Source organism: Actinoplanes sichuanensis, assembly GCF_033097365.1.
In the GTDB taxonomy this organism is placed as follows: domain Bacteria; phylum Actinomycetota; class Actinomycetes; order Mycobacteriales; family Micromonosporaceae; genus Actinoplanes; species Actinoplanes sichuanensis.
In genome coordinates, this window is the sequence record NZ_AP028461.1 from 5,629,707 (window position 1) to 5,647,507 (window position 17,801).

The 17,801-nt window shown below is 70.9% G+C and carries 16 protein-coding genes; 7 read left to right on the plus strand and 9 right to left on the minus strand.

Features of this window, described 5'->3' with window-relative positions; all coding sequences use genetic code 11:
* Positions 1–143 precede the first annotated feature (143 nt).
* A complete protein-coding gene (locus tag Q0Z83_RS25945) occupies positions 144–701 on the plus strand; it encodes a hypothetical protein (protein WP_317796607.1) in 558 nt (185 codons plus the stop codon).
* 36 nt (positions 702–737) lie between these two features.
* Here the strand turns inward: Q0Z83_RS25945 and Q0Z83_RS25950 are convergent, their stop codons facing one another.
* The 5 genes from Q0Z83_RS25950 to Q0Z83_RS25970 form a co-directional block, all read right to left on the minus strand.
* The gene (locus Q0Z83_RS25950; protein WP_317796608.1) at positions 738–1,784 is read right to left on the minus strand and encodes an ABC transporter ATP-binding protein; all 1,047 of its coding nucleotides are present in this window, start codon (positions 1,782–1,784) and stop codon (positions 738–740) included.
* A complete protein-coding gene (locus Q0Z83_RS25955) occupies positions 1,781–2,569 on the minus strand; it encodes an ABC transporter permease (protein ID WP_317796609.1) in 789 nt (262 codons plus the stop codon). The genes Q0Z83_RS25950 and Q0Z83_RS25955 overlap by 4 nt, the downstream gene beginning before the upstream one ends.
* 5 nt (positions 2,570–2,574) lie before the next feature.
* Positions 2,575–3,351 carry a molybdate ABC transporter substrate-binding protein gene (gene modA, locus Q0Z83_RS25960; RefSeq protein ID WP_317796610.1) on the minus strand — a complete coding sequence of 259 codons (777 nt, stop codon included), beginning with the start codon at positions 3,349–3,351 and terminating at the stop codon, positions 2,575–2,577.
* Entirely contained in the window at positions 3,348–3,770 is a 423-nt protein-coding gene (locus Q0Z83_RS25965) for a TOBE domain-containing protein (RefSeq protein WP_317796611.1), read from the minus strand. The genes modA and Q0Z83_RS25965 overlap by 4 nt, the downstream gene beginning before the upstream one ends.
* 100 nt (positions 3,771–3,870) lie before the next feature.
* On the minus strand, positions 3,871–5,346 hold the full coding sequence (locus Q0Z83_RS25970; protein WP_317796612.1) for an FAD/NAD(P)-binding protein: 1,476 nt from the start codon (positions 5,344–5,346) through the stop codon (positions 3,871–3,873).
* Between the two features lie 258 nt (positions 5,347–5,604).
* On the opposite strand from Q0Z83_RS25970, the gene Q0Z83_RS25975 reads away from it, so the two are divergent.
* The 3 genes from Q0Z83_RS25975 (at position 5,605) to Q0Z83_RS25985 (ending at position 7,485) form a co-directional block, all read left to right on the plus strand.
* Positions 5,605–6,246, plus strand: coding sequence for a nuclear transport factor 2 family protein (locus tag Q0Z83_RS25975; protein ID WP_317796613.1), 642 nt, complete (start codon positions 5,605–5,607; stop codon positions 6,244–6,246).
* A 72-nt stretch (positions 6,247–6,318) separates the two neighbouring features.
* Entirely contained in the window at positions 6,319–6,549 is a 231-nt protein-coding gene (locus Q0Z83_RS25980; RefSeq protein ID WP_317796614.1) for a hypothetical protein, read from the plus strand.
* Between the two features lie 183 nt (positions 6,550–6,732).
* Entirely contained in the window at positions 6,733–7,485 is a 753-nt protein-coding gene (locus Q0Z83_RS25985; protein WP_317796615.1) for a hypothetical protein, read from the plus strand.
* A 26-nt stretch (positions 7,486–7,511) separates the two neighbouring features.
* Here Q0Z83_RS25985 and Q0Z83_RS25990 read toward each other — a convergent pair whose 3' ends face one another.
* Positions 7,512–7,982, minus strand: a complete 471-nt coding sequence (locus Q0Z83_RS25990) for an Lrp/AsnC family transcriptional regulator (protein WP_317796616.1) — start codon at positions 7,980–7,982, stop codon at positions 7,512–7,514.
* Between the two features lie 83 nt (positions 7,983–8,065).
* On the opposite strand from Q0Z83_RS25990, the gene Q0Z83_RS25995 reads away from it, so the two are divergent.
* The 3 genes from Q0Z83_RS25995 to Q0Z83_RS26005 are packed head-to-tail and all read left to right on the plus strand — an operon-like array spanning position 8,066 to position 11,739.
* Positions 8,066–8,959 (plus strand): DMT family transporter, encoded by an 894-nt coding sequence (locus Q0Z83_RS25995; RefSeq protein ID WP_317796617.1) that lies wholly within the window; start codon positions 8,066–8,068, stop codon positions 8,957–8,959.
* Entirely contained in the window at positions 8,901–10,058 is a 1,158-nt protein-coding gene (locus Q0Z83_RS26000; protein WP_317796618.1) for an aminotransferase class I/II-fold pyridoxal phosphate-dependent enzyme, read from the plus strand. The genes Q0Z83_RS25995 and Q0Z83_RS26000 overlap by 59 nt, the downstream gene beginning before the upstream one ends.
* A 43-nt stretch (positions 10,059–10,101) precedes the next feature.
* On the plus strand, positions 10,102–11,739 hold the full coding sequence (locus Q0Z83_RS26005) for a hybrid sensor histidine kinase/response regulator (RefSeq protein ID WP_317796619.1): 1,638 nt from the start codon (positions 10,102–10,104) through the stop codon (positions 11,737–11,739).
* Here the strand turns inward: Q0Z83_RS26005 and Q0Z83_RS26010 are convergent.
* The 3 genes from Q0Z83_RS26010 to Q0Z83_RS26020 form a co-directional block, all read right to left on the minus strand.
* Positions 11,698–12,819 (minus strand): 5-methyltetrahydropteroyltriglutamate--homocysteine S-methyltransferase, encoded by a 1,122-nt coding sequence (locus Q0Z83_RS26010; RefSeq protein WP_317796620.1) that lies wholly within the window; start codon positions 12,817–12,819, stop codon positions 11,698–11,700. The two genes, Q0Z83_RS26005 and Q0Z83_RS26010, sit on opposite strands and share 42 nt — an antisense overlap.
* A 136-nt stretch (positions 12,820–12,955) precedes the next feature.
* The gene (locus Q0Z83_RS26015; protein WP_317796621.1) at positions 12,956–15,193 is read right to left on the minus strand and encodes a YhgE/Pip domain-containing protein; all 2,238 of its coding nucleotides are present in this window, start codon (positions 15,191–15,193) and stop codon (positions 12,956–12,958) included.
* A complete protein-coding gene (locus Q0Z83_RS26020; RefSeq protein ID WP_317796622.1) occupies positions 15,190–17,778 on the minus strand; it encodes an MMPL family transporter in 2,589 nt (862 codons plus the stop codon). Before Q0Z83_RS26020 ends, Q0Z83_RS26015 begins: the two co-directional genes overlap by 4 nt.
* Between the last annotated feature and the right edge of the window lie 23 nt (positions 17,779–17,801).

The following is a 17,801-nucleotide window of genomic DNA, read 5'->3' on the forward strand; positions in this document are numbered from 1 at the left end:
CCACAGCTTACGAAACAAAGACGCAATGGGTGCAAGAACTTGCAAACCCATCGACCTTCACTAAGCTGACACCGCCCCCTCCACTGAGGAGGCTCCGGCTGATTCACGCTGTTCAGCCGGACCATCGTCATTTCGGGAGAGCTATGCGCTCTGTCAGCAAGTTCTTGCTCGCCCTGCTCGTCGGGCTGGCCGGCGTTCTGGCGGTCGCCGGACCGGCCTCGGCGTCCCCGCCTCCGCCCACCGACCTCGGTGGGCTCGACCTCGGCGCCTACTGCCGGTCGATCGGGTACTCGGACGCCACCCTGACCGGGTCGACGGCGTACGACTGGCACTGTGTCAGCGGCAGCGGGCAGCAGGGTTCCCTCGCCTTCGACGCGGCGTGCCGGTGGACGTACTCCTCCGACTACGCGGTCGACCGGATCGGCGACTTCTACGACCCGACCTCGGTGCGCTGCTGGCTGGTGCAGCGGGACGTGGTCACCCCGGTCTTCGCCGACTACTGCACCGGCAAGGGCTACAGCGACGCCGCCCTGCTGGGCACCACCGTCTACGACTGGCACTGCGTCCAGTACAGCCGGGCCGGCCCGACCTACTACGACATCGACATCGCCGCGGCGTGCAACACCCTCACCCACGGTTACGCCAAGCTGGACCGGTTCGTGAACTTCTACGACGCGTCCACCTGGCAGTGCCGGGTCTGACCCGGTGAAAGGCCGGCGCCGCGACCGGCGCCGGCCTCAGCCGTCTCCGGGGTAGGCGCGGGTCTCGGCGGCCTTGACCGCCACCCACAGCTCACGGCCCGGTTCGAGATGCAGGTGGGCGGCCGCGGCCGGGGTGATGTCGGCGGACACGCTGATCGGACCGTCCAGCCGGACCCGCAGGTTGTCCCCGTGCCGCTGCACGTCGGCCAGGACCGCCGGCCAGGTGTTGCGCGGGCTGCCGTCCGGGCGGCTCGGGTGCAACGCCACGGCCGCCGGCGGGAAGGCCACAAAGGCATCCCCGTCGACCCGGTCGGTACTGGTCAGCGCGAAGTCGTCGGTGATCGTGACGGTGTGGCCGTCGCCGCGGCCCCGGTAGAGGTTGAGGCCGACGAGCCGCGCCACGTAGTCGGTCCGCGGCCGGGCGGTGATCGTCGCCGCGTCACCCTCCTGCACGACCCGGCCCTGTTCGACGATGACGAGCCGGTCGGCGAGCACCAGGGCGTCGAGTGGATCGTGGGTGACCAGCAGAGTCGCGCCGGGATGGGCGGACAGGTGCCGCCGCAGCTCACCGCGGGTCTCCAGACGGGTCCGGGCGTCCAGGGCGGCGAGCGGCTCGTCGAGCAGCAGCAGGACCGGGTCGACGGCCAACGCCCGGGCCAGCGCGACCCGCTGCGCCTGCCCGCCGGACAGGTGCCGGGGCTTGCGGCGGCCGTGCTCGGCGAGTCCGACGCGGTCGAGCCAGCGGTCGGCCACGGCGTACGCCTGCTTGCGATCCTGACCCTGCCGTCGTGGGCCGAAGGCCACGTTGTCGCGGGCGGTGAGGTGCGGAAACAGCAGGTAGTCCTGGAAGACGACGCCGATCGGCCGTCGTTCCGGCGGGTCGTCGCGGATGTCGCGGCCGTCGAGGGTGAGGTGGCCGTCGTCGAGCGGCGCGAGCCCGGCGAGGGCACGCAGCGCGGTGGTCTTCCCGGCGCCGTTCGGCCCGAGCAACGCCACCGTCTCGCCGGGAGCGATCCGCAGCTCGATGTCCAGGAGGAACGTGCCCCGGCGGACCACCAGGTGGGCGTCCAGCAGGGCACTCACGGCGCGGTCAGCCAGCGGTCGCGCAGCCCGGCCAGGATGGCGACCGAGACGATCAGCAGGATCAGGCTGAGCACGACCGCTCCCTCCAGGTCACCGCTCTCCATCGTCTGGTAGACCGCGAGCGGCATCGTCTGGGTGATGCCCGGATAGTTTCCCGCGAACGTGATCGTCGCCCCGAACTCCCCCAACGCCCGCGCCCAGCACAGCACCGCACCGGCCGCGATCCCGGGCGCCACCAGCGGCAACGTCACATGGGTGAAGGTCGTCCAGCGGGTCGACCCGAGGGTGGCGGCGGCCTCCTCGTATCTGCTGTCGGCGCCGCGCAGCGCCCCCTCGACCGCGATCACCAGGAACGGCAGCGCCACGAACGACTCGGCGATCACCACCCCGGTCGTGGTGAACGGCAGCGTGATCCCGAACGTCGAGTCCAGCCACTGCCCGACCAGGCCGCGCCGGCCCAGCGCCAGCAGCAGCGCGATGCCCCCGACCACGGGCGGCAGCACCAGCGGCACGGTGATCAGCGCCCGGACCAGACGCCGCCCCGGAAACGTCACCCGGGCCAGCATCCACGCCAACGGCACCCCCAACACCAGACACAGCACCGTCGCCATCGTCGAGGTGAGCAGCGACAACTTCAGCGCCTCGACCACCTGCGGCTCGGCCAGCCGAGCCGGCAGGGTCGACCACGGCGTGCGCGCCAGCAACCCCACCAACGGCAGGATCAGGAACAACAGACCCAAAACCGCAGGCACCAGCAGGGGTACGGGTACACGTGCCGTCTTCATGGTGATCAGGGTGCCTGGAACCCGGCCTCGGTGAGGACCCGGCCGGCTTCGGCGGACAGCACGTACCGGATGAACGCCTGCGCCCCGGCCGCGTTCTTCGCGTCCTTCAGAGCCACGATCGGGTAGTCGTTGATCGCCTTGGCCGACTCGGGGAACTCGACCGCGTCGACGTCGGCCGCGGCCGCCCTGGCATCGGTCCGGTAGACCAGTGCCGCGTCCACCTCGCCCAGTTTCACCTTGGACAGCGCCGCTTTCACGTCCTGCTCCAACGTCACCGGGGTGACCTTGACGCCGGCCGCCTCGATCGCCGTCTTCGCGGCCGCACCGCACGGCACGGCCTCGGCGCAGAGCGCGACCTTGAGGTCCGGCCTGGTGAGGTCGGCCGGCCCGGCGATCCCTTTCGGGTTGCCCTTGGCGACCGCGATGACCAGCTGGTTCTTCACGAATGTGGTGGGCGTGCCCTCGCTGTTGCCGGCGTCGACGACGACCTTCAGGTTCTTCGGGGAGGCCGAGGCGAACACGTCCGCCGGGGCGCCCTCGTTGATCTGGGTGGCCAGGGCCGAACTGCCGGCGAAGTTGAACACCACGGTGGTGCCCGGGTGGGCGGTCTCGAACTGTTTGCCGATGGTGGTGAACGACTCGGTCAGCGACGCCGCCGCGAAGACGTTCACCGAGCCGGTCACCGCGCTGCCGGAGCTCGTCGTGCCCGGCTCGTCGGTGCCGCTGTCGCCGCATCCGGCGAGCGCGATCAGGGCCGCCAGGCCGATGGCCACGATCCTCAACTGGGCCTCCCCTTGTGGGCCACCGTCGGGTGCGAACGCTCCACCACGACAGTGGTCGATTTGATCACTGCCACGGCGACCGAGCCGACCTGCAGGTCCAGCTCGTCGACGGCTTCCCGGCTCATCAGCGACACCAGCCGGAACGGCCCGGCCTGAATGTCCACCTGAGCCATGACGGTGTCCTTGACGACCGCGGTGACGATCCCCCGGAGCCGGTTGCGGGCCGACGACTCGTCGGCCCGATCGTCCGGATCGTTGCCCTTGGCCCGGACGAACCCGGCCAGCTCCACCCCGTCGATCACCCGATGACCGGCCTCGTCACGTCCCGCGGGCAGCCGACCGGCGTCGATCCACCGGCGCACGGTATCCGCGCTGACCCCGAGCAGCTCTGCCGCCTCACCGATCCGAAACTCCGTCACGGACGGCACTCTATCGGTTTCGCACTTGCAACCATAGGCGGCCTTGATCACTGGCAGATTCGGCCCTCACCGCATCTCTATCATCGCACCTGCGAGGTGGCTATCGAGCCGGGGCAGGCTGCGGGAGGGCCGCCACCAGGCGTTCGATCTGGGATCTGATCTCCGGAACGGCGGTGGACTCCCAGGAGCGGCCGCGCCGAAGCGGACCGACCAACCACAGGCCGGTGCGGATCCGGCCGTCCGGGTCGGACTCCAGGCCCAGGCCGTGCGGACCGGTTTCGACCAGGCCCGCGGCGAGCAGGTCGGAGAGCAGCGGTCCGGCCGAGGACGGCAGCGGGGCCGGGCCGGTGCAGGAGATCACGGCGGCGTAGCGGCGCGGTGCCTCGCCCTCGATGTGAACCAGGAGGCCGCCGCGCGGGTCCGGTTCGATCGAGAGCAGGCGACCGGAGCGGATCCGCAGGGTGCCCTGTTCGCGGAGGCGGGTGATCCGGGCGGCGATCGGCGGGGCCATCCGGTGCCGGTGCACCTCCCAGTACCGCTGGACGTGCCGCAGGAACCGCTCCTGAGCGTCCGGATTCAGGCCGTTCCACAACCGGTCGGCGTGGTGCCTGACGTACTCGACGACCGCGGTCCAATCGGCGCCTTCGGCGACGGCGGCCCGGACGCGGCGCAACAGTGGGCCGAGCTCGGCTGCCTCCGGCAGCGCGAGATCGACGGCGGGCGCGGGTCGCTGCGGGTGGGTCCGCGGCAGCAGTCCGCGGCGAGAAAGAGCCTCCAGCTGTACGCCGCGCACCTGCTCGTTGATCGTCAGCGCCACGTCGATCGCGGTCAGCCCGGTGCCGAGCAGCAGCACCGACGCCGGACGGCCCGTACCCGGCGTGGCGTCGGACGTCGCCTCGGAGACGGCATCGGCGACGATCCCGGCCGAGACAGCGCCGGTGCCGCTCGGGACGGCGGCGGCCCCGGCCGAAGCGGCGGCCAGGGCCCGGGTCAGGGCGCCGGGGATCCATGGGTCGGCTACGAAGGCGGGGCTTCGGCGGGCGGTTGCCGAGACCGCGGACGGCGGGCTGGGCGGCGGGTTGCCGAGAGCGAGGATCACCTGGTCGGCGTGGATCCGGCAACCGTTGGCGTCGGTGATGGTGTAACCGGAGTGCTCTGGCCGTACCTCCACTGCGGTTGATCGGTGATGGACGAGCCGGGAGCCGGCCGCGGACGCCGCGGCAGCGAGATGGTCGGAGAGGTAGTCGCCGTACCAGGCACGCGGGAGGAAGGTCGCCGCGTCGGCCGGAAGGCCGCGGGTCCGGCACCAGCGCAGCAGGTGCTTGGGGTCGGCCGGATCGGCGGACATCGTGGCGACGCGGGAGTTGAGGAGGTGCCAGGGTTCGGCGGCGCCGTAGGCGACACCCCGGCCGGGACGCTCCTCAGGTGAAATCAGAACTGTCCGCCATGCGGGATTTCGCGTGATCGCCGCCGCGGCGAGAGCCCCACTGAACCCACCGCCGATGATCGCGACGGTATTCCGATGCCGTCCGGTTGCTGCGGCCGTGACCGTATTGCGGGCAACGACACTGGTCATCGCGCTGCCACCTCGATCGCCGGCCGCTCGGTACAGCAACAGTGCATTGGTTCCTCCTGCGGTTCGCTCCCGCCCCAAGCAAACCACATAACCCGTCGGCTTTATAGGCTATCTGGAGCGAATTCAGTTGTTAACATTTACGGCCTTCCCTGTCCAGTCCAACGTGGATATGGTGATCACCGCCTTTGGCACTACGGGGGGTAACCGAAGCGCAACAAACTGATACCCCCTTCCCTCATTCCGGAAGGACATTTCGTCTTGTCTGAGACTCCGTTGTGGCTGCAGGGCCGGTCGGCCGTCATCGAAGCCGCTGACCCGTCGGAATTCCGGCACGGCACGCCCGACTACCACCTGTCACACACGGTCATGCCCGGGCAGCGCACCACCGACCACGCGCCCGGTTCCCTGGAGGCGATCGTCGAGTCGATCGTGCAGGTCTTCGAGATGGAGGTCTCGCACAAGCACGACCCGGCGACCTGGGTCTCGATGGTCTCCGAGAAGTTCCGCACCAACATCAACGGTGGCGGCTGGGCCTCCGCGCAGGACATCGCCGACCAGGGCAGCTACAACGTGCTCATCGGTGACAGCCCGTTCTACCGGGTCGGCAAGGAGTCGTTCGACAGCCAGCACGACATCTTCCACGGGGCGTTCCCGGGCGGCTTCTACTGGGAGGTCCTCCAGGTTCTCAGCCCGCCGCCGGTGGTCGCCTTCAAGTGGCGGCACTGGGGCGCCTTCGAAGGCGAGTACCACGGCTTCCAGCCGAACGGTAAGACCATCGAGATGTTCGGCATGAGCGTCGCCAAGGTCGACGACGACCTGAAACTCCTCGAGGTCGAGCACTACTACGACCCGAACGCGTTCCTCGGCTCGCTCACCGGCGGCTGCCCGGTCGCGCACTGACGTCCCGTTCCCGGGCCGGCCTCCCCGCCGGCCCGGGCCGTTTCATTGACCGGCCCGGTTACCGTCCGAAGAATGACCGGCTACCTCATCGGCGGGATCGGCGCGGCACTCCTGGTCATCCTGCTCGTCACCACCCTCCTGGTCCGGCGCACCCGGGCGAACCGTCACCCCGCGGACCGCGACGAACTGCTGCGTCGCGCCCGCCAGGCCTCCGGCCAGATCACCCGCGACAACAAGCGCCTGCAGAAGGGCTCCCTACGAGGCGGCGGCCTCGGCGGAGGCTCCTCCTCCCCCACCGACTGAGGCGTATTCCATGAGGCGGTCAGCGCCACCAAATCGCGCGAGGGTGCGTTCCCTGACGGCGCGGTCGCTCGACGGCACGGTGCGTGATGCATCTGTAGGCAACCTGGAGGCACGCTTGAGCGCAGCTTGAGGTCGCGGCCGATGGTTCCCTGAGTCAGCACGAAGACTCGAAGGGAAGTCCTCATGAAGATGTCGCGCCTCGTCGCCGCGCTCGGTGTGGCCCTGGCCGGCACCACCCTGGTCGCCCCGCAGTCCGCTTACGCCGCAACGGCGTCAGCTCCGGGCGCACTGAAGGGAATCGCGGCCGTTCGGGGAACCCAGGCCCCGAACAATGCCGCCCTGCTGGGCGAGAAGACGTACGTGCAGTGGCGTTCGCAGGCGGACGCGACCCGTTACCGGGTCTCGGTCGTGGAGGGCACCAAGACGACAGAGTCCGTCGTGCCCGCGGACGTGGCCGCCGGGCAGATGATGGGCCTCACCATCGCCACCCCGGACAAGTGTGCTTCCTACCGCATCACGGTGACGCCGGAGAACGCGAACGGCGCCGGCAAGCCGCAGAGCTCCTGGATCGGGTCGCTGATGCCCTCCATGGTCGTCAAGGCGAAGGCGGTCCGCGGCACCGACCCCGCCACCGCGACCTTCTCCTACGACTGGCCGCAGTGGCGGGGTATGTCCGGCAGCCCCAAGATCGGGATTCGCTGGCCGGACCACATCATGCCGGTGTCGGTCGCGATGACCCCGACGCTGATCCGGATGGCCGACAACAGAGTCGTCACCTCGACTCCGACCGCCACCTACACCGCGAACGGTCGCAGCTTGAAATACACGGGTCTGGACCCGAAGAGTGCCTACGTGCTGAAGGTCAGCACCGCCAACGACCGGTGGGGCGGGTGCACGCGCTCGGACGGCAAGATCCTGTTGAAGGCCGGCAAGTAACGGCTGTCGCTCGGACGATGGGCCGGCTACCGGGTGGGTAGGGGCAGTGGGGCGGAGGGTTTCGTCACCCCGAAGGCGAAGGTCGTCTGGATCGAGGCCAGGGCCGGGATGGTGCGCAGGCGGGTGCGGACGAAGGTCTCGTACGAGGCGAACGAGTCGATCGTCACCTTGAGCAGGTAGTCCTGGTCGCCGGCCAGCAGGTAGGCCTCGACGATCTCGGGGACCTGGCGGATCTCCGATTCGACACGTTCGACCGCGTCGCGGCCGTGGGTCTCCAGGGTGATCCGGACGAACGCGGTGATCGGCAGGCCGACCGCCGCCTGGTCGACGACCGCCCGGTAGCCGGCGATCACCCCGGCCTCCTCCAGCAGGCGGACCCGGCGCAGGCACGGTGACGGGGACAGGCCGACCCGGTCGGCGAGGTCCTGGTTGCTGATCCGGCCGTCGCGCTGCAATTCGAGCAGAATCCGGCGGTCGATCTCGTCCAAGGCTTTCACGTGGCAGATTCTGCCAAAGCCGGGCCGCTGCGAGCACGAATTGGCAATCGTCTGCCCCGACCGAAAGCCTAGCGTTTCAACCCATGGGTAGAGGGCTGATCGCGATGGCGATGACCGTCGTGGTGTGGGCGGGATTCGCGCTGAGTGTGCGCGGAATCGGGGCGTCCAGCCTGACCACGATGGACGCGGCGCTGATCCGGTTCACGGTTCCGCTGCTGATCCTCGCACCGTGGATTCCGCAGACCGTGAGGGCAGTGCGGCGGGAACGGCCGATCGTCCTCATCGGGCTGTTCGTCGGCGCGGGGCTGCCCTACTTCCTGGTGGCCGCGGCCGGTGGGCGAATGACCAGCGCGGCCCTGGTCGGCCTGATCATCCCGGGGACCGTCCCGATCTTCGTCACGCTTCTCACGTACCGACAGAAGATCAGTCTGCCGCAGCTGGCCGCACTCGGCGGGATCGTCGCGGGTGTCGCCGTCGCGGGCGGCGGGCCGCCCGACGCCGGCACCGCGGTCCTTCTCCTGGCGGGCTCCATCTGGGCGGTCTACACCCTGTCGCTGGGGGCCGGCGTTCTCGACCCCAGGGGTACGGCCATCGTGCTCTGCCTGCCGTCGTCCCTGCTGACCGCCCTGCTCATCACGACCGGAACCGTCGATTCGAACCTGGTCCACGCGAACCCGGCCGACCTGACGCTCTACCTGATCGTGCAGGGCGCGGGTGTCGGCGTGCTGGCCGGGATCTGCTACCCGATCGCGATCAGGCGCCTCGGTAGTCGCACCGCCGCGACGCTGGGCGCGCTGAGCCCGGTGGTGACCGCGCTCGCCGCCGTCCCGCTGCTGGGCGAACCGCTGACCGGTCTTCCGGCGCTGGCCGTCGTGGTCGCCGGTGTCATCCTCTTCAACCTGCTGAAACGAGAACCGCATGCTGTCGACGACCGCCCCCGACCCGCTCTGGCAGTTGACGGCGGACTGCGCCGCTGACCCCCGCCCGGACCGGTTGGACCTGCTCGTCGGTGTCTACCGGGACGACTCGGGTGCCGCCCCGGTGCCGGCCGCGGTCCATGCCGCCGAACTGCGGCTGGCCGATCGTGCCCGGTCCAAGGAGTACGTGGGCCCGTCCGGCAACATTCGCTTCCGGCACGAGATGACCAGGCTGCTCCTGGCCGACCCGGCATTGGAGGCCCGGGCCGACGGTCTCCAGACGGTCGCCGGCACCGGCGCGTTGCGGCTGCTCGCCGAGCTGCTGGCGGCGACCGGCCCGGACCGCACGGTACTGCTGGGCACACCCGCCTACGTGAACCATCCGGCCATCCTGGCCGCCGCCCGCCTGCGCACCACGCGGTATCCGGTGACCGCCGACGGTGCCGCGATGCTGGCCGCGGTCGACGCCGCGCAGCCCGGTGACGTGCTGCTACTGCAGGGCTGCTGCCACAACCCGACCGGTCTGGGCATGTCGCTCGCGCTGTGGGACGAGCTGGCCGCGGCCCTGAGCCGACGCGGTGTGGTGCCCTTCATCGACCAGGCCTATTTCGGTCTCGGCGACGGCCTCGACGAGGACCTGGCCGGTATGCGGCGACTGCTGCGGGTCGTGCCGGAAGCGGTCGTCGCGGTGAGCGCGTCGAAGGCGTGGGGCCTGTACAGCGAACGCACCGGCTGCGCGCTCGTGCTGAGTGCCGACGCGGGGCGGCGACAGCGGGCGCGGACCATGCTGGAGACGATCGCCCGGATCTCCTATTCGCAGCCACCGGCGCACGGCGCGGCGATCGTCGAGGAGATCCTGACCGATCCGATCCTCTCTGTGAGCTGGCGCGACGAGCTCGAGGGCATGCGCCGTCGGCTCGGCCGCCTGCGTGACGGTCTGGCCACCGGCACCGGCTTCGCCGGGCTCGGAAATCAGCGCGGCATGTTCCTCACCCTCCCCCTGGACGCTGCGGCGATGCTTCGCCTACGGCAGATCCATGGGGTGTACGGGCTGCCGTCCGGCCGGATCAACCTGGCCGGCATCCCGTCCTCCCGAATCGAGGCGGTCGCCTCAGCCATCAGGTCGGTTGGCGTACGAAACCACGAAATGTCGGCCTAAGCGGGTTACCGTTCGCGTTATTCGGCGAAACGGGAAGGTGGTCATGCTTCCGAGAGTCAGCGCCCTGGCCGCCGCGACCGCGGCCGGAGCCGGGCTGCTCGGCTGGCTCACCGGCCGCTACCTGCGCGGACCCGCCGCCGGCTACACCCAGGAGCGGGAGATGCTGGCCGCCGTCGCCGACCAGTCCGCCGACGCGATCATCGCGTGCACCCTGGACGGCACGCTCACCGTGTGGAACAGCGGCGCCGAGGCCATGTACGGCTGGCTCGCCGAGGAGGTGTTGGGCACCCCGTTCCGCGGAATACTGCCACCCGGTGCCGGTCCCGCTCTCGACCAGGCGCTCGCCGTGCTGGCCGCGGGCGGGCACATCCACCTGGAGGAGAGTCGCCGGGTCCGGCGGGACGGCAGCACCCTGCTGGTGTCGGTGACCGTCTCGCCGATCCGCAACGAGCAGGGTGTCGTCGTCGCGGCGGCCGCCACCGAACGCGACATCACCGAGAAGCGCCGGTTCGAGGCCGAGGAGAGACAGGCCATGGAGCGGTCGGTACGGGCGGCCCGGCTGGAGAGCCTCGGGCAGCTCGCCGGCGGGGTCGCCCACGACTTCAACAACCTGCTCGCGATCATCCTGAACTACGCGGACTTCCTGGCCGACGAGGTCACCGGGGACGGTGCGGCCGACCTGTCCAGGATCCGCGACGCCGCCGACCGGGCCCGCTCCCTGACCGGGCAGTTGCTGCTCTTCGCGAAACGCGAACCCACCCAGGTCGAGGTGGTCGACCTCAACGAGGTGGTGACCGGCTCCGGGGAGTTGCCGGCCCGGACCATCGGCGCCGACATCCGGCTGGTGTGCAGGCCGTGCGGGGAGACGGTTCCGGTCCGGGCCAACCGGGGACGGCTCGATCAGATCCTGCTCAACCTGGTGATCAACGCCCGGGACGCGATGCCGGACGGCGGGGTCGTGGTGGTGGAGACCGACCTCGTCGAGCTTCGGGGCGGGTCGGGCGTACCGCTGCCGCAGGGTCGTTATGCCCGGCTGACGGTGAGTGACACCGGAACCGGGATGACCGCGGAGGTCCGTGATCGGCTCTTCGAGCCGTTCTTCACCACGAAACCCGCCGATCGCGGCACCGGACTGGGTCTGTCCACGGTCTACGGGATCGTCGGTGACGCCGGAGGGCACATCGGCGTCGACTCGACACCCGGGGTGGGCACCACGTTCCGGATTCTGCTGCCGCACGCCGCCGGGCGGGCGGACCGGGCCGACGGGCAGCCGCTGCGGGCCTGTCCGAGCGGCGACGGGCGACGGGTGCTGGTGATCGAGGACGAGGATTACGTCCGCGACCTGGTGGTCCGGATCCTCCAGGAGAACGGCTACCGCACCACGGCGATCAGCGAGGACGCCGTGGGCGCCGCCGATCTGACCGACGTCGCCCTGCTGATCACCGACGTGGTGCTGCCCGGCCGCTCCGGCCCGACCGTCGCCGCCCAGTTGCGAACCCGATGCCCCGCCCTACGGGTGCTGTTCATGTCCGGCTACAGCGACACCGAGCTGCGCCGCCGCTACGACATCCCACCCGCGACCCGCATAGTCCAGAAACCCTTCACCGCCGTAGAACTACTGGCCACCGTCGGCGAGGCGCTAGCCCCACACCTCGTCGGCGGTCTCGGCGATCAGTCTTAGCTTGGCGACCTGCTCGTCGTAGGTGAGGACGTTGCCCTCGACGGTGGAGGAGAAGCCGCACTGCGGGGACAGGCACAGTTGCTCCAGCGGCACGTAGCGGGCGGCCTCGTCGATGCGGCGTTTCAGGTCGTCCTTGGACTCCAGCGTGCCCCGTTTCGTGGTGACCAGGCCGAGCACCACCATCTTGCCGGGCGGCACGAAGCGCAGCGGGGCGAAACCTCCGGAGCGGTCGTCGTCGTACTCCAGGAAGAACCCGTCGACGGCCAGTTCGCTGAAGAGCGCCTCGGCCACGAAGTCGTAGCCGCCCTCGGCCGCCCACGACGACCGGAAGTTGCCGCGGCACATGTGGGTGGTGACGTTCAGCCCGGCCGGGCGGTCGGCGATCGCCGCGTTGATCTGCCTGATGTAGCGCAGGTGCTGGTGTTCGGCGTCGTCGCCGCGGTCGGTCAGCAGCCGCCGCTGGGCCGGGTCGTTGAGGTAGGCCAGGCTGGTGTCGTCGAGTTGCAGGTAGCGGCAGCCGAGGGCGGCGACCCGGCGGATCTGCTCGGCGTAGGCTTCGCTCAGGTCGGCCCAGAACTCCTCCTCGTCCGGGTAGACCGCCGGATCGATGGCGGCCCGACCGCCCCGGTAGTGGACCATGCTCGGTGACGGGATCGTAAGTTTCGCGGTCACCCCGTCGGCGGTCTCCGCGTTCAGGAAGGCGAAGTCGTCGCCGAAGATCGTCTCGGTGAGTTCGATCGGGGCGTCGACGGCCAGGGCGGCTGATTCGAAGTCGAGTTCGCCGGTCGCGTTGCGGAAGTGGACCTGGATCTTCTCGTCGGTCGGGCGGATCCCGCCCAGCCGGTAGATGAAGTCCATGTGCCAGGACGTTCTCCGGAACTCGCCGTCGGTGGCCGAACGCAGGCCGACGTCGCGCTGCATCCGGACCACCTCGCGGATCGCGTCGTCCTCGACGAAACGCAACTGCTCGGCGCTGATCTCACCGAGAGCGCGCTGCTCACGGGCCCGCAACAGCTGCGGTGGCCGGAGCAGGCTGCCCACGTGGTCGGCCCGGAACGGAGGTTTGTCACGGAGCGTCATCGGCTGGCCTCCTCAGTAAGGTTCCGATGTCAACCTACGCCGGAGGATGATCAATGACCATCGATGTCGCAACGTTCCGCGTGTCGATTCCCCGAGCCCCTCTCGACCAGGCGCGGCGACCGCGAGGCGGTGGTCGTCAGGCCGGGTGGGCGGGCAGTGGAGTGAGCCGGCCCGGGCTTGTCGTCCGGCGGTGGGCGGTGGCCAGCAGGTAGCCGACCGCTCCGGCGGCCAGCCAGGCCAGGGTGTGCGCGACTCCGGTGGGGCCGAGGCCGGCGTCGGCGGTGATCGCGCGGATCGCCAGCACCGGGCCGTGGCCGGGAAGCAGGCCGTCGAGGGCGGTCACCCACGGGGGCACGCTGGAGACCACGGCGGCGGCGAGGGTCAGCACCGGGACGATGATCGCCAGTAGGCGGCCGCCGCTGCTGAAGGCCACCGCGATCGCCTGGTTGATCAGCAGGAACGTGACGGCGACGAGGATGTCGACCAGCAGTAGGGCGAGCAGCTCGACCGGGCCGGGCGTGAGCAGCGCCCCGGCGACGGCGGTGACCAGGACGGCCTGGCCGGCGGCGAGCAGCAGGGGGCGGCGGGCGTTGCGGAGGGCGAGCCGTGCCGTGCTGCCGTGCCAGGCCAGCGGATCGTGGGCGGCGGCCGGGAGGAGCTGGAAGATCAGCATGGAGCCGATCCACAGTGCGATGGCGATGACCGCGCCGGCGATCAGGTCGCCGATCCCGGCGTCGTCGCCGGTGACCGCGGCGACCGGGGTGGCGGCGACGGTCTTGAGGTGGTCACGGTCGGCGTCGGTGTAGGTGGGGACCTGGTCACGCCCGTCGCCGAGCGCCCCGGCGAGGCTGCCCGCACCTTCGGCGAGCTTGCCCGATCCGTCGGAGATCTTCTGCCCGGCGGCGCCCGCCTCGTGGGCGCCGCCGGTGAGCCGTCCGGCCCCGGTGGCCGCCGAGGCGGTGCCGTCGGCGAGCTGCTGTGCCCCGGAGGCGGCGTCACCGGTGCCGGAGGCGAGCCGGCCCGCGCCTTGGGACAGCGTGTCCGCGCCGGTGGACAGTCGCCGGGCGCCGCGGTCCACGGAGGCGGCGCCGGTGGCGGCTCGGCGGGCGCCACGCTCCAGCGAGTCGGCGCCGGTCGCGGCCTGGCCGATGGCGGTGACCAGGCGTGGAGTCTGTCCAGCGAGGGTGGCGGTCCCGTCGGCCACCTTCTGCGACCCGTCGGCCAGGGCGGTGATGCCGTCGCGGACCTCGGTGACCTGACCCCGTACCCCCGCTTTGGCGTTTTCGGCGTCACCCGCCCGGGCGACGATCCGGTCGGCCAGGGCCCGCAGCCGGGTGCACAGGTCGGCGGGGGTCTCGCACTGCTCGGCGAGCTGCCGGATGCGGGCCGCCTCGGCGGTCAGGTCGGGTAGCGCGTCGATGCCGTCGACGGCCCGGTCGGCGAGCGGGACGACGGTGTCGGCGAGTCTCCGGTTGCCGTCGGCGACCTGCCGAGCCCCGTCGGCCAGCGCCCGGGTCTGTCCGGGCAGGGCGGCGGTGCTGTCGGCGAGGGTGCCGAGCCCGGTGGAGAGCTTTCCGGCGCCGGTGGCGAGCTGCTTGGTGCCGGTGGCGAGCGCGCCGGTGCCGCGGGCCAGTGCGGTGGCGCCGGAGTCCAGCTCGCGGGCGCCACCGGCGAGGTCACCGGCGCCGTCGTCGAGTTGTTCGAGCCCGTCGGCGAGTTCCCGGCTGCCCGCGTCGAGCCGTCCGAGCCCGGCCGCGAGTTCGTCGCTGCCGGTGGCGAGCCGGTTCAGGCCCACCACGAGGCGTTCGCTGCCGTCGGCGAGCCGGCCGGCGCCGTCGGAGAGGTCACCGGCACCGTCGGCGGCCCGGCCGAGCTGGTCGTGCATCCGATTGAAGCCGAGGTACACGTTGTCCAGATAGGTCTCGACGATGGTCCGGTTGAGGGTGGTGACGGCCGAGTCGGTGAGGGTGCGGGTGATGACCGGGTCGACGCCGGTGACGGTCCGGGAGGCGGTGACGTCGATGCGGGCCTGGGCGGCGGCGGAGGAGGGGCCGCCGGTGGAGACGGCCGCGGCGGAGAAGTTCGACGGGATGGTCACGGCGACGGCGTAGGCGCCGGTGCGCAGACCCTCGGCGGCGTCGTCGGCGTCGGTCAGCACCCACGTGTAGTCGTCGCCGGTGTGGTTGACGAGGCGTCCGGCGAGCTCCCGGCCGAGCGGCACGGTCTGCCCGTCGCGCTGCACCGGTTCGTCGTCGTTGACCACGGCCGCGGTGACCGTGCCGAGCCGGTCCGCGGGGCCCTCGAAGGCGCCGATCAGAGCACCGGCGATGACCACCGGCGCGAGGAGGATGCCGATACGGCGGAGGCGGGTCATGCGTACACCTCGGAGGGGTCGAGATCGATCGTGCGGGTCGCGTCGAGACGCGGATCGTGGTCGCGGGCGGTGACGATCACGGTGGTTCCGGTGCGGGCGGCGGCCCGCAGGGCCCGCTGCGCGTCGTCCCGGTCGGCGCGCCCGGAAATCCGGTCAAGGCCTTCGACCAGCAACAACGGCGGCGCCAGGCAGGCGGCGGTCACCGTTTCCCGGCCGGGTTCGGCGAGCGCGGGACACCTGATCAGGACCGCCCGTCGTCGTACGGCCGAAGCGCGCTGTGGCAACACGAACCCGAGCGTCTTCGCGGCCCCGGGAAGGTCGGTGACCCGCCCGCCGATCGCGTAGAGCAGGTCCCGGGTGACGGCGGGCTCCCCCACGATCTCGACGATCTCGCCCGCACCGATCCGCAACACGTCGGGTGTGAACCCGGCGACGGCGACGATGTCGTCGGCATCGGGTGCGGGCCAGTCGGCGAGGGCGAGTTCCCGGGTGAGCCCCTCCCCTTCGACGTCGAGGGAGGGCAGCGCCCGGTCGAGTCGCGACGGCAGCCACCAGGCCCGGTCGCCGAGGAGCCGCAGCACCGCCGGGACCAGGGTCATCCGGACGATGAACGCGTCCACGAACACCCCGACGGCCAGGGCGAACGCGATGGGTTTGATGGTGGCGCTGCCGTCCGGCACGAACGCGGCGAAGACCGCGAACATGATCAGCGCGGCGGCGACCACGACCGGGGCGGACGCCTTGAATCCGGCGTCGATCGCGTGGTCGGCGTCCCCGGTGTGCACGTATTCCTCACGGATCCGGGAGACGAGGAACAGTTCGTAGTCCATGGCCAGGCCGAACAGGACGCCCATCAGGATGATCGGCAGGAAGCTGATCACGCTGCCGGTGTGTGACACGTGCAGCACGTCGGTGAGCCGGCCGTGCTGGAAGACGAGCGCGGTGGCCCCGAACGCGGCGCCCACCGACAGCAGATATCCGGCGGTCGCCTTGATCGGTACCGCGATCGACCGGAACACCATGGTCAGCAGCACCAGGGACAGCCCGACCACGAGCAGCCCGAACGGGACGAGTGCGCCACCGAGCCGGGCCGACACGTCGATGCCGACGGCGGTGATCCCGGTGACCGCGATGTCCGAGCCGGCGAAGTGGTCGCGCAACCGGAGTACGAGGTCGGTGGTGGCCGCCGAGTCGGGGGCGCTGTCCGGGATCACCTGGACGATGCCGACCTGGCCCTTCGGGTCCGGGGTGGCGAGGGCGACCAGGGCGACGCCGGGTAGTCCGGCGATCTCGGTGCCGAGCCGGTTCATGTCACCGACCGGGTCACGGCTGGAGATGATGTTCGCGGTGACGAGTAGCGGGCCGTTGTAGCCGGGTCCGAAGTGTTCGGTGATGGTGTCGTAGGTGACCCGGGCCGGGCTGCCGTGGGCTTCGCTGCCGTTGTCGGGCAGGGCGAGGCGCAGGTCGGCGGCGGGCAGGGTCGCTGCGCCCAGTCCGAGAACGATCACGAGGATCGTGATGATGGGCCGGCGGGTCGACAGCCGTACCCAATGATCGAAGATGTTGATCTTCCGAAGTCGGCTCTTGACAGGGCTGCGGGGACGGAGCCGCTCGCCCGCGACGGACAGTAACGCCGGGATGAAGGTGACCGCGATCAGCACGGCGACCACCACCGCGAGGGCGGCGGTCAGCCCCATCGTGGTGAGGAACGGAATGCCGGCGACCATCAGCCCGACCAGGGCGATGATGACGGTGAGCCCGGCGAAGACGACCGCCGAGCCGGCCGTGGCGGTGGCCCGGGCGATCGACTCGTCCACGTCGAGGCCGTCGCGGAGCTGGTCCCGGTGCCGGGAGAGGATGAACAGCGCGTAGTCGATGCCGACGGCGAGGCCGAGCATCACGGCGAGCATGATCGCCGTCGACGGCACCCCGGTGAACGCGGTGACGCCGTAGAGCAGCGACACGGACAGCCCGACGCCGAGGACGGCGGTGAGCAGCGGGATCCCGGCGGCGAGCATCGAGCCGAAAGTGATCAGCAGAACCATGAGCGCGACGAGCAGACCGAGCCCTTCGGTGGGGCTGAGTCTCGGCACCCGGTCGGCGAAGGCGTCGCCGCCCGCGAGCACCTGGGCGCCCGGTCCGGCGTCCCGCCGGAGTTCGTCGGCGACCGCGGCGAGGCGCTCGCGGGTGACCGGCTGCACCTCGGTGACCGAGACGTCGAGCTGGACGGTGATGATCGCGGCGGTCCCGTCGGCGGAGACCGCGCCCTTGATCCGTTCGTCGTAGGGCGAGACGACGGCGACGACGTGCTCGACACCCTTCGCCCGGTCGGCGGTGTGCTCGACGGCCTCGCGGATCTGCTGGTCGCGGACGTCGCGGCCGTCCGGCAGGGTCAGGACGATCTTCGCCGACGCGCCGCTGACCTGCGGGAATACCCGGGAGAGGGTGTCGAGGGCGGCCTGTGACGACGAACCGGGGATGGTGAACTCGTCGTCGGCGCCGGCCGAGATCAGGTTGCCGGCGCCGGCCAGGGCGAGGATCACGAGGAGCCAGATGCCGATGGTCCGGGCGCGGCGCCGGATCACGGCTGCGGCGACGCGGTACAGGG